General features: G+C 37.3%; 7 protein-coding genes. 2 read left to right on the top strand and 5 right to left on the bottom strand.

Features of this window, described 5'->3' with window-relative positions; translation table 11 throughout:
- Positions 1-134, bottom strand: a 134-nt coding sequence (locus A9G09_RS13185) for a VENN motif pre-toxin domain-containing protein (protein WP_176700934.1), incomplete at its 3' end; no start/stop codon positions are given.
- On the opposite strand from A9G09_RS13185, the gene A9G09_RS13180 reads away from it, so the two are divergent.
- Positions 111-272: a SymE family type I addiction module toxin gene (locus tag A9G09_RS13180; protein ID WP_176700933.1), complete on the top strand. Its 162-nt coding sequence runs from the start codon at positions 111-113 to the stop codon at positions 270-272. The two genes, A9G09_RS13185 and A9G09_RS13180, sit on opposite strands and share 24 nt — an antisense overlap.
- A 67-nt stretch (positions 273-339) precedes the next feature.
- Here the strand turns inward: A9G09_RS13180 and A9G09_RS01970 are convergent, their stop codons facing one another.
- Both A9G09_RS01970 and A9G09_RS01965 read right to left on the bottom strand, forming a co-directional pair.
- On the bottom strand, positions 340-717 hold the full coding sequence (locus A9G09_RS01970; RefSeq protein ID WP_065633244.1) for a hypothetical protein: 378 nt from the start codon (positions 715-717) through the stop codon (positions 340-342).
- On the bottom strand, positions 717-2,363 hold the full coding sequence (locus tag A9G09_RS01965) for a VENN motif pre-toxin domain-containing protein (protein WP_065633243.1): 1,647 nt from the start codon (positions 2,361-2,363) through the stop codon (positions 717-719). The genes A9G09_RS01970 and A9G09_RS01965 overlap by 1 nt, the downstream gene beginning before the upstream one ends.
- A gap of 121 nt (positions 2,364-2,484) precedes the next feature.
- Here A9G09_RS01965 and A9G09_RS13175 point away from each other — a divergent pair, with 121 nt between their 5' ends.
- Complete coding sequence (locus A9G09_RS13175; RefSeq protein ID WP_141671507.1) at positions 2,485-2,619, top strand: SymE family type I addiction module toxin; 135 nt, start codon at positions 2,485-2,487, stop codon at positions 2,617-2,619.
- 162 nt (positions 2,620-2,781) lie between these two features.
- Here the strand turns inward: A9G09_RS13175 and A9G09_RS01960 are convergent, their stop codons facing one another.
- Complete coding sequence (locus A9G09_RS01960; protein ID WP_065633242.1) at positions 2,782-3,381, bottom strand: hypothetical protein; 600 nt, start codon at positions 3,379-3,381, stop codon at positions 2,782-2,784.
- A 2-nt stretch (positions 3,382-3,383) separates the two neighbouring features.
- The gene (locus A9G09_RS01955; protein ID WP_218056792.1) at positions 3,384-13,631 is read right to left on the bottom strand and encodes a hemagglutinin repeat-containing protein; all 10,248 of its coding nucleotides are present in this window, start codon (positions 13,629-13,631) and stop codon (positions 3,384-3,386) included.
- Positions 13,632-13,733: the final 102 nt, after the last annotated feature.

Raw genomic sequence — 13,733 nt, 5'->3', positions numbered from 1 at the left:
ACGGCAATAGCCAGTCCGGTGGCCAGTTGGGCGAGTGCACTGATGTTTTGTTTTTCTGCTTCGGTTAATTCGTTGTCGTTCTTATCCCCATAGAATGTTTTTCGAATGACTTGTGCTGCCAGTTCATCGGTCACCACACTCACTACGGCAAACACCCAGTTCTATATCTAAAAGGTAATTGGCTAGAACAAACTGGTTTTACAACCGGACAAAGCGTCACCATTACCACTACCACTAAAAAAGGTAAGTTAATTGTCAAGTTTGCGAAGTAGATCGCATTGTTGGTAAATGATTAGTTCTGTTCTGCGATAGAGATCGCAGAACTAGGAATAGATCTCCTTATTGTCCAAAGTTTTTCCAAGCAATGGCATGTTTTTTTGATTCCGTTCCTAAATGACTTTCAATTTTATTCCATAATTCAGGATTACCATCAGATACATTTACTAACGCTTCAACTAACCCTGTTGCTACTGCTGTTGCCAAATATTCATTATCAGAATTTATTCCGGACTCTATATGAGAAAATATTTCAATTTGTTTTTTATAATCAAATAAAAATACGTTATTTGCTATAACTTTTCCTATTTTAGAAAAAAGGAATATATATGGAGGATCTTCATCATTCTCCCATTCATGATCAAATTCATTTAATAAAATTTGTATTTCATCGGATAATACAAAAAAAAGACTAAGATATTCTTTAAGATTTTTGTTCACTATTTCCCCCTAAGAGCATTTTGTAAATCTCTCAATACATTTTCAGCCGCAGCCCTATCAGCAGAAGATGCTGTCGGATTACGTTTTAGCCAAGATTCTAATGCTTTTACATAGTTTTTCGCTTTCTCTAAGTGTAATTTTCCACCTACATTTTGACCTGTTGCGGCTTCATATCTCACCGCATCAGCAGTGCTACCACTTCCTATTTTTGCATTAGGTCGATATAAATCATCCATAATATTTTTAAGTTCAGAATCTTTTACATCTGGTTTTTCCATTTTAGCACGTAATTCATCCTTATAATCTTCATGCTGTATCCGATCTCTAGGATCTCTATTGCTCTTAGAACTATCCTTTTCTTGATCTTTCTTATCATCATCGTCACTATTATTGTCATCATCAGGCGGTAATCCCGGATCGCCGCCTACCGCAACACTCCCTGAACCAGTGACTGGATTATTAATTTCTGGTTCATTATTTGATGAGCCATCATCTTTTATAAGAGCACCATCTCTTCCCGTCGTCAACCATTCATTAAATGAATCTTTAACACCATCTAATGCACCTGTTTCTTCTGCTAAAATTGCACTTCCTACCAGTGCCCCACCAACAATTGCACCGCCACCACCCGTCATTGTCATCTCACCCGGGCGTAATTTGCAGGTGGCTTCAACACACAAATAGTTATTCTCAACCGCATTTTTACCGGCAGCAATAGCAGTGCCTGCATCACCCACATCTCCCCCTGCAACGGCAATAGCCAGTCCGGTGGCCAGTTGGGCGAGTGCACTGATGTTTTGTTTTTCTGCTTCGGTTAATTCGTTGTCGTTCTTATCCCCATAGAATGTTTTTCGAATGACTTGTGCTGCCAGTTCACCCCCAACTGCGCCCAGACCACCCGATAATCCTGAGTTGCCTTGTAGCTCCGCAACCACGGCGCCTAAAATCGCATGAGTAACTAAGTTTCCGGCAACATTATCGGTTACCCAGTTGCCATTTTCATCTTTATGGCCGGTATGCTTTTTGATTTGCTCTGCCAGCCAAGGAGCACTGGCGCCAGCTAGTCCACCGGTAATATCACCCGAAATAATGCCTGTCACAATGGCAACTGCACTATCTATCCCTTTGCTAACATCGCCCCCCATTGTGCCCAGGTTTTTACCATTTTTTAGGTTGGATGCTAATTGCGTATCAACCGCTGAGTAATACCAGTAATCTTTATTATCTTCATAATACTTTTCAAACGATATTTTTGCTTTTTCGTCATCAGTTAACTTTTCATACGCTTTTGCTGCCTCAAGCCTTGATAACGCATCCTTATTTTTATCTACATCATTTTGCGCTTGTATGCGGTCATATTTATTCACCACATCTTTTGTTTGTTGGGCAATATCTTTAATTAACTCTACCGTTTCTATCTTATCAAGCTCTTTTTGCTTATCAAATATCTGTTTCAGCGGATTATTGGCACTTTCCGTATCCCGACTTAATTCATTGATATCCTGTTTTTGCTCGTCTTGATTACGGATGATTAACTGTCCCTTTTCCACCGCTGATTTGGTGGTACTCGAGTCTTTATCACTGTTTTGATACGCCGTTGGGACGCCAGGTCCTCCCGTACCGCCACTTATCGATACCTGGGTCACCTTAAAGTCCGCTTTGTTTTCGATATCACTAAAACTGATTGTGCCGGTATCTAACCGGTTTTTTGATTTATCCGCAGTGGAGGCTAGGTGATTTTATACCATCGGCTACGTGCCGTAAGGCATAAAACCTAACCCCAGACCACAGCTGATTATTAAAGGTAGATGGCTGGAGCAATTTGGTTTTTATGTCGGCTGCCCTGTTGTCATTAAGATTGAACAGGGCAAGTTAGTGATAGAGATTGATTTACAAGTTTGAAGAACTGCAATAAAAATCCCTATTAGTGAGCAGGAATATTTTAATTTTAATTTGATTTTTATATTGTTTAAGTAGGTTGATAACGTTCATCTTTAACAATATAAGGTTCTGCTATTTCATTCCATACTACCTGAGTTATTTTTTGTCATTCGATTCGTTGTTTTATAAAAAGTGATTTATATCATTCATTCTTTCCACATCTTCTTTTAAAACATTTTTTGCTGTATCACTCAATACTCCTGACGTTTTTTCTGCAAAATATTCAAGTAATCCAAATGTTTCTTTTGTGATAGACCCCTTGACCTCATGACCAACTAATACTCCTAAAGCATCAATTAAAGACGGAGTCGGACTTAACTTTAATTCTTTAACGATCTTTTCTTCTGCTTTATCAGGGGTAATTCTATACAAAGCTATACAGGCTGCATAAATAAAATCTATTGCGTCCACTTCTTCATGGATTTCTATGTGTGAATATCTTATTACATTAAGTAAACCCAAAATAATTAATTGCTTTTCTTCAGATGAAAATTTTCCATCTTTATATGCTCCCCATTCAGTTGAATTAAATTGTGGAGATTTTAAAAAAAATAATGCGCATAGTCCTACTAATATGTAGCCGATATCTTTTCTTTCTGGACATATATTAAAAATTTGCCTCAAGGACAAATTTGGCATATTCGCTAGGGAATGGAGAATAATATCGACTTCAGTAATTGCCCCAGGCTTTGAAAGATCTATTTTTTTTAACTCATTAATCATAATCAATTGATAACCTCGCTAGTTGATTTACTTTTAATATTCATATTTGACAAATGTGATTCTAATTTCTTTAACGCATCACTTGATTGTGCACGATAGCGACCTGACTGATTATTTATTAATAAAGTTCCATCGGAATTCATTTTTAGCTCTCCAGCACCTTTTACTGGCTCACCACCGCTGAGTTGAGTATGTTTTACTCCTGTTCGTCCAGCGCTACCTCTAGGTGCTATTTGTATATTATTATTTGCATCTATAATATAAATATATACTTCTTCTTTATTTAGCTTTGTTATACTTGTTTTATCTAAAACAAATTGACCTGGTGCCGGGTCTATTTTATCTATTGAACGAGGCTTGACTAAAGGTAATTCCTCAAATGATCTATTCGTCCCCTTTCCAGCATTAATTTGTTTAATGATAGTATTATTTGCTCTATCATAAACAATTTTATAAGCCCCGTTTTCACTAAGAGTCGTTCTTATTTCATTTAATAGGGCTGATGGATTTTCTATTAGGTTATTTTTATATAATTCCATTATTGCGGCAAGGTCATTTAATTCAGCCTTACTTAATGAATTAGCAAATACGCTAGCAGTCATCCCCAAACCTGCCGCTGGATTACCTTCAAATCCAACCGTTTCGATTAACCACGTTGCTACATTATTAGCACACAAGATTGGATTTGCTGAACAAGAAACAATTGCAGGACCAACTATATCAATGGCAATAGGGGCCGCTATCACTCCGCCTACCACAATCGCAATTGGTGTGCCGTACTCAAACATCGTTTCGTTATAACCTTTTATCCCTTCATCGATAACCTTATCTTCACAAGCTTTATCACCGTTACATCCAGCCTTCGCTGCATTTACAATGACTAGACCAAAATCTAGATAGTTATTCTCAGCCGAGTTCTTACCCGCAGCAATAGCAGTGCCAGCATCACCCACATCTCCCCCAGCAACGGCAACAGCCAGTCCAGTGGCAAGTTGGGCGAGTGCACTGATGTTTTGTTTTTCTGCTTCGGTTAATTCGTTGTCGTTTTTATCCCCATAGAATGTTTTTCGAATGACTTGCGCTGCCAGTTCACCTCCAACTGCGCCCAGACCACCCGATAATCCTGAGTTGCCTTGTAGCTCCGCAACCACAGCGCCTAAAATCGCATGAGTAATTAAGTTTCCGGCAACATTATCAGTGACCCAGTTGCCATTTTCATCCATATGGCCGGTATGCTTTTTGATTTGCTCTGCCAGCCAAGGAGCACTGGCGCCAGCTAGTCCTCCGGTAATATCACCCGAAATAATGCCTGTCACAATGGCAACTGCACTATCTATCCCTTTGCTAACATCGCCCCCCATTGTGCCCAGGTTTTTACCATTTTTTAGGTTGGATGCTAATTGCGTATCAACCGCTGAGTAATACCAGTAATCTTTATTATCTTCATAATACTTTTCAAACGATATTTTTGCTTTTTCGTCATCAGTTAACTTTTCATACGCTTTTGCGGCCTCAAGCCTTGATAACGCATCCTTATTTTTATCTACATCATTTTGCGCTTGTATGCGGTCATATTTATTCACCACATCTTTTGTTTGTTGGGCAATATCTTTAATTAACTCTACCGTTTCTATCTTATCAAGCTCTTTTTGCTTATCAAATATCTGTTTCAGTGGATTATTGGCACTTTCCGTATCCCGACTTAATTCATTGATATCCTGTTTTTGCTCGTCTTGATTACGGATGATTAACTGTCCCTTTTCTACTGCTGATTTGGTGGTACTTGAGTCTTTATCACTGTTTTGATACGCCGTTGGGACGCCAGGTCCTCCCGTACCGCCACTTATCGATACCTGGGTCACCTTAAAGTCCGCTTTGTTTTCTATATCACTAAAACTGATTGTGCCCGTATCAAGTTTATTTTTATTTGTATCTACAGCCTCCGATGCAATGACCGCTCCTTTTAAGTCGGTGTTATTACCCACATAAATATCATAGCCACCTTTGCCAGCAAAAATCCCCGACTGGTCTGTCACACTTGCCCATTTACTGTCAATATTGGTTGCTGATATCGAACCATTGGCACTAAATCCTGAGCCTGCCGTGCCACTGACCGAGGCACTGATTTTTTCGTAGTCATAATCATCCGTATCTTGCAGGGATTGAATGTTAAGGTTGTTGCCCACATTCATCTTCACCGTATCGCCTTTTAGCTGACCGCCAATGATATTAACATCATTACCTGTTTTAATATTTAACTTGTTTTTGGCGTCTATTACACTTTCTGTCCAAGCACTACCGTCAGCATTCTCTCGCTCCCGACTAAAATTGGCATTACCTTTAAAACGCAAACCACTTTCATCGCCGCCGACTTGGAATTGAATACCCACACCCCCACCATAGCTTTTTTCATCACTATCGCTATGTTGTGTATTGACTGCACCAATTACATTTAAATCTCGGTTGGCAGTCAGATTAATATCATTGCCAGCTTTAATGTCACTACCTTTTATCGAGATGTCACCACCTTGATGTTGTTCATCACCAGTAGCAATAATATTGATATTGCGACCAGCAGATACACCACTACTTATTACGCTATGTTGTTCTTGGTTGACTTCCCGCTCCGTGCGTTGTGTTCCTAACATAGCACTGACACCAATAGATGCTTGGCTTTGTCCTTCTTGATTTTTTAGCTGTAAATCTTCTACTGCGCCAACAGCAGATAATCCTGATTTAATTGACTGTAAGGCTAATAACCTGTCATTGCCTTTTTCTTTTGCCCGTTCAACCGCTTTAGCTGCTTCATACATATCTGCCGCCGTACCAGTTAGTGCAACGGTCAATCCTGATTTTTCATAACTGTATTCTTCTTTATACGTTGTTTTTGCATCTAAACTGTTAATATCAATATTTTGTGCAATTAAGTTGGCATCTTTTTGTGCAATAATATCACTGCCTTCAACGTCAATATTTTTGCCTGCATGAATATTGACACTGCCGTCGGTACTGCCAACGACACTACCGACATAAGCTTGTTCGGTATCGGTTTGTTTTAATGACTCTTTCTCTTTACCAACGGTAACACCAATACCACCACCGCTCATTAACCCTGATTTTTTCTTAATGGTTTGTTCTTGTTTGTAATATGACTCTTCTGCGGCATTAACCGTAATATCTTTATCGGCATAGAGATTAACATCATGGGTACCAACTACCTGACTACCGGTTACGGTTAAATTATTGCCAGCATCAATGGTTATACTGTTAGCTGATAGTGAGCTGCCTTTTTGCGTTGTGTTATCTATTTCTGTATGTTCGGTAATCGATTGTTTATTGAGTAAGCCTTTAGACGTCGATTTATGATGCTCGGAGAGGTTTAACCGCTCTTGGTCACTGCTAATATCAATATCATGCTGCGCAAGTAAGTTTAATGATTGATTGCTTGCGATATCCGCCGATTTCATGCGAATATCATTACCCGCTATTAAGTTCAAGTTACCCTGGGTAAAAATTTCGCTACCGACAATATTCTCAATATCAACTTTGCGGTAGTTGTTTTTATTCCAAAATGCTTCTTGCTTACTTTCTGTTTTTAAGGTTGATAAATTAATATCGTGACCGGCAATAAGATTGGTTTTTCCATCTTCTCCGCCATTAGTGAGTAACGCTGCACCCAGATTGATATCATGCCCCGCTTTTAGGCTAATATCACCATCTTTGACATTAATGCTCGAGACTTGATCAATAACGGTATTAATACTTTTGTTTTTCTCATAATAAGATGCTGTCGTTGATGTAGTACTGTTTAAATTAATATCATTGTTGGCTGATAGATAAACTAATTTATCAGCATTAAATTTACCATTGCTATTTATACTATCTTTGGCATTAATTACGATTGAATTAGCATCAATCGTACCGCGATTATTGACGTTGTTCGCTGCTATCGCCACGCGATTTTTACCTAAAATTAGGCCTGATGAATTAACATCATCTGTTGCATACACAGTCACATTTTTCCCAGCTAACAGTGCACCGTCAGCATTCACTCGTGCGTGATTAACCAAATAAACTTGAGGCACCAGTACCGTTATTGCTTGACCATCAACAATGACGGTTTTACTTTCCATCCAAACCATATCGGTAGTGAGTAGTCGCATTTGGTCAGCGGAAAGTGAGGCGCCAATTGGTAATCCATAGTGCTCAGCAAACGCAATACCTGCGTCCATTAGTGCTTTATACTGTTCAAGATCACTTGAATAGTCACCTAAATATCGCTGACCGGTTAACGTCACAATTTGTTCACGAATGAGCTGTTGTTCATAGTAGCCATCACCCAGCCGTTTTTGGATGTTATTGGGGTCAACTCGCAGGCGATTAAGCATATAGTCTGAACTTAACCATTTTTTGCGATTGGTAAAGCGAGAGTCCGTTTCAATTAAATAGTTCGACTCTGGACTTTTATTGACAATATAAATACTGTTTTTAGGTAGGCTGGTATTTGGTTCGGTATAACTGATCGATTCGGTATATTGTTGTTTATTCACCGAGTCAATAGATGGGTGTTGATTGACGTTATTATCAATAACGGATGTATTTTGGTTATCAACTTTTTCGGTTTTAATTGTTGTTTTGCCTTGGGATAAGTCAGTAATGGGCTTAGCCTCAGCAATGGTTATGTCACCTTTTTCTTTACCTTTAGCGATAAGTGAATCAGATAAACCATCGAGCTGTTGATCAGCTTTAACATCTTTATTTATGGTCTGGATAGCTTGCCCTGCTGCAACATGAATAGTTTCACGCTCGGTTGGGGTAAGCTTGCTGTTATTGATATTAGTATGATCTTCCATTTTAGCGTGTTGAAGATCAATAGTAGTTATCGATTGGTTAAAATATTTTGATTCATCTTCCCCTTTCGTGTATACGGCTTTACCGTTGTGATTATTTTTATTTCGGTAATGCCAAATTTGTGTTCCGATATCGGTAATCGTTCGTTTACCTTTCAGTGAATAATTGTTGAGCGTATCGGTTGTAACCAATAAATTATTGCCTGCCAATATTTTACTATTATCATTTTCAACATGATGAGCTTGAATAATCAGATCATTGCCAGCAATAATTTCTGCAGGCTCACTCACTTTAATTTTTGTTTCATAGATATTTTTTGTATATCGATATTCGTGATATTTATGCGTGCTACCAAATTCACCCTTATTAGAATGTAATACGGGATATCGATGGCGTTTTTTAGGGCTCGTTCTAATGGTGACTTCTTCCGGTTTAAAACGCCTTGCATCACCCATAGGGGAATATTCGGTAATCGGTTGGCTACTAATTAACACGTCTTCTGTTTCAATATGATCATTAACATTGTTAATTTGACTAACATTTAATCGCATGTTGTTAGTACTTTCGATTCGTGCCGAATGATTATTTAATGTTTTACCATTGATTTGCATATCACCTAAACTTAAAAGCAAGGCATGATTAGCATTATTAACTGAGTTCACATCAAAAAGCAGGGATTGTCTTGCGGCAATCGTTGGGGTAATTGGGCTGTTTAATGCAGCAGCTTTATTATTCACTTCATTTGCTTTGATATGAATGGTATCACCATATAGGCGTGCTGCATCAAGGTTATCAAATTGTTGTGTTAAATCAATGTTAACATCTTCACCATCAATTAAACCTTGATTAACAAAGCTGTTGCCATTAATGTCAATTTTTTCCGATTCAATAATGCCATTTTGTGTGTTTTTGCCAATATCACTCGTCAGTGTGACGCTTTGGCCAGAAGAGATTTTACCCTGGTTATTAATTTGATTGGCTTTAATTGATATTTGATTGTTGGCAATCAAACTTTTTATATTATTAAAACCATTCATCAAATTTAAAATGATACTATTTTCAGCACGCAGCTCTCCATCGCCGGTTAATTGATTAGCAACAATGGCAATATCTTTTGCTAATAAATAGGCTTGACTATTGATTACATTGTTTGCCTGGATATTTAATATATTTTTAGCAATGAAATTAGCCAATTGGTTATCAAGTGCCTGACTTTCTAACTCAATTTGATCCGCATTAAGTATTGCATGATAATTAATTACATCATTTGCAATTATTTTTAGTAAACTGGCTGTTTCCAGTTTGGATTCACTATTGTTAATCGTATCAGCTTTTATGAAAATGCCTTGATTAGCCATTAATGTTGAATGTTGGTTATCGATGGCGCCTTGCGTTTGCAATTTTATTTGTTGCAAGGCTGTCAACTGCGCTGAGTTATTTATTAAATTATTCTCAGCATTTAGAATAATATTCCCTACGCTCAGCAGTTTAGCCTCATTATTATTCATTGTTTTTGCATTAAGCGCTAAATCACCTTTAGCTTGTATATCCGCAGATTGATTATTGATCTCATTGGATTGAATATTTAAATCACTTTCTGCAATTAATTGCGCTCGATGATTATTAACACTATTGGATGTAATTGATAAAAGACCTTTACTACTTAATTCTGCTGCCTCATTATCTAAATCGTTCGCATGAATAATAAGACCATTTCGACCTGCGACTAATGTCGCTTTTTCATTGTTAATATTACCGTTAACATTGATTTGCATGCCACCTTTAGCTTGCAAGGCAGCATCTTGGTTGTTAAGGTTGGAACCATTAATTTTAATAGTGTTATCCGCTAACCATAACGCCTGTTGATTGTTTATCTCGTCACTCTTTACAATGATATTTTGTTTGGCAGATAATGTTGCTTGTTGGTTATTGGTATTCGCTGCATCAATTTCTATTGAATCATTTGAAATCAACGTTGCTGTTTGATTATTAAGTTGATTTGTTTGAATGTGAATGGCTTTATCGGCATTGAAATAAGCTAATTGATTAGACAGTTCGTTTACGTAAAACGAAATTTCACCGCCAGCAATTAAGGTCGCATTATCATTATTGATTCGATTTGTTTTGATTGAAATATCACTATTCGTTTTAATTATTGCTTTTTGATTATTTATGTCTTCACTTTCAACAGTTATTTTATTTAGACTCACCCATTTGGATAATGAGCTGTCGATTTTTTTTGCTTTGATATTCAGCGAGTCATCTGTCTTTAACGTCGCGGATTGACTATTTAATTCATTTGCATTAAGTGTGATAGATTTGCTGGCTGCCAATAGATTATTGTAATTATTAATCACATTGGCATTCATCTCCATTTGTCCTTGAGCTCGAATGTCTGCCTGCTGATTGTTTAATAAATCCTTCGCATCAAATACCACATTACCCACTGCTATCATCGTCGATTGTTGGTTGTTAATGTTTGTTGCTTGCATGACAAGATCATGTGCAGATTTAATTTTTGCATTGTTATTATCAATCTGCTGCGCTGCAAGTTTAAGTTGTGCACCTGCAATAAGGGTGGCATGACTATTATCCATACTCTCCGTTGCAACCATTAACAGTGCTTTAGCAGCTTGTAGAGCAATATCACGATTATTCAGCGTGTTAGCATGGATATCTATTGAATCTTGACCTATAATTTGTGCGTTCTGGTTATTAATTTTATCCGCTAAAATCTGAATATTTGCTAATGCATTAATCAGCGCATTTTGGTTGTTAATGATGTTTGAATTTAACGTTATTGCACCATAGCTGAGTAATTGGCTATTGATATTGTTTAAATTAAGCGTCTTAAATAAAATGTTTTTATAACTTGATATAGATGAATTTTGATTGTTGAATATTTGTGTGTTGACTGTTGTCTTGCCTTCACTGATCCATTTCGAATCATTATTGTCTAATTGTGAAACCGCAGTGATAGCTATATCATCTTTAGCACTTAAAGTTGCAGTATTTAATTTGATATTATCAGCATTGATACTTACCTGTTTTTCACTAATAATTAATCCATTTGTAACATCAATATTGTTATCTGCGTTAAGTTCAATACCTTGTTTTCCTTTAATTTTTACTTGTTGGGCATCAATCGTATGGCTATTGATATCAATATTACCATTACTCGCAATTAATCCTTGATTGGCGAATAATTGTTGGGCAGTAATCATGATACGATCACTTGCATTAAGCTCAGCATTATTATTGTTAATACTTTCACCATTGAGCTCTAAACTTGCATTAGTGAGTAATAGTGCAGAAGCATTATTGATGTTATTGGCATAAATTGATATTAATTTAGCTGCCTGAATATTAGCTTGCTCATTATTAATATCCTTACCATGAAGGCTAAGTTTACCGGTTGTGATAATGTTTGTATTGCTATTATTAATTGATGACGAGTTCATATTTACATCATCAACAGCAATCAACTTGGCTGACTCATTATTTAATTGCGTTGAATTAATAGACAAATACCCATTTGTTTTTAATTCTGCTGATTGATTATCTACTTGTTGTCCATCAATAAAAATACCGTTTAATGCGGTCAGTTTTGCATATTGATTGAAGAATTGTTGCACATTGATTTTGATAGCATTTTCGGAAATGAATGTAGCGGCATTGTTATCAACATATTTACTCGCTATATTGATAGTCCCCTTGGCACTTAAACTCGCATGTTGATTATTCACTTTATTTGTTGCATTAATCGTGAGTGAATCTTCTGTTAATAACTGAGATTGTTGATTATCAAAAAATACGCTATCAATGTTGAGATATTTTTTCGACTGTAATATTGACTGGCGGTTTGCTAAGGTATCGGCTTTTATTTGTAGCTGATCATTACTGACTAAAAGTGAATCATTATTAGTGATATCTTGACTTTGTAAGTGAATTTCACCTTCAGCCAACAGCGTTGCATGGTCATTATCAATAGCATACTGCGCATTAAAATAAATGCCTTTACCCGCATTTAGCTTTGATTGCGCATTATTAATTTTATCAGCACTAAATGTGATATCGTCATTCGCTAATATTGTCGATTGTTGATTGTCAATTAACTTCGCCTTTGCCACATAACGGGTTTGGGTTTTCGCTTGTATATTACGACTATCAATGGAATAAGTTGCATGCAAATTAATATCTTGTTCACTGTTTATTTTTGCATGACTAATATTAATGTTTTCAGCTGAAAAAGTGACTGTTTGTGCAACATTTTGACTATTTGTTAAATCAACACTTTTTTGCGCATCAATTTTAATGCGTTGACCGGCTAGGTTTTTACCTGTTAGTGATATATTTTCAGCCTGTGCAATAATATCACTTTTTTGTGTTAATTTACCTTCTTCATCAATACCTGCTGCAAGCAAACTTGTTGATGTGCTATTAATGGTTTTAGATTTAAGGTCGACATTTTTTTTAGCGACAATATTTCCTTCGTTAACTATCGCGCCTTGACTGGTGAGTTGAATGGATTGTCGACTATTAATTTGTTTTTGATTAATAATATCATTTTGACTGGTGAGATTAATACTTTGTTGAGCCTGAATTGCGCCTTGATTGGTGATTTTACCATCGGCACTGATAACGATACTGCCGGCACTGGCACCCAGTTCACCCGCATTATGCACACCCACCCCTTTTTCGGTACCAATCATACGAATACTATTAGCATACATTCCACCAAGCTGTGAAACATCAATCGAAACTTCCGGTTTATTGTCAGTAGCGTTATCTAGTGGGGTGATAGTTTGTGTATCGTAACTGACCTGATTACGACCGGTGATTACATTCGCTTCATTGGCCCATATTGCCGAGTTAATCGATACCGTACGTGCTATCAAATCAGTATAGTTTTGCCCGGAACTGTCAAGCCCTTTACCGGTTACGGTAATGTGTCCTTGTTCAACCTGGTAACCATTTATTTCACCATTATTGATAATGGGTTTACCGGTGGTGAGGGTCCCTCGACTGGCATTAATAAAACCACAACCATTACAGGTGATGCCGGAAGGGTTAGCAATAATAACCTCCGCTTTTTGACCGGCAACTTCAACCACCCCGTTTAATTGGCTGGGATTACGTGAATTGACTTCGTTTAATATGATTTTTGCCGGCCCGGTTTTATTTAATAGTTCATTACCTTGTACATAACCCGCAATTTGTGTTTGGCTGATTTTACTGCTGTTATTTAATATCGCACCTTGCTGTGATACATCAAATTGTTTGTATTTGTTATGCGATACCCCTTTATTGTTCGGGGTTTGAATGTTGACTTGTGTCACGCCATTCGCCGTTGATATCACTATCGGTTGTTGGTTGCGGCCAGCTTGGTTATCCGCCACTATTTGACTGCCATAAACCGGCGAAGTCAGCGTGACAAAACCCAGCGAAATAGATACGAATAAGCTTATCGGTTTGAGCGTTGCAAAAATAGATTCAATCGC

Source organism: Gilliamella sp. wkB292 (assembly GCF_001690235.1).
GTDB classification, from domain to species: Bacteria; Pseudomonadota; Gammaproteobacteria; order Enterobacterales; family Orbaceae; genus Gilliamella; species Gilliamella apicola_F.
This window is presented reverse-complemented; position numbering and strand designations above follow the sequence as displayed.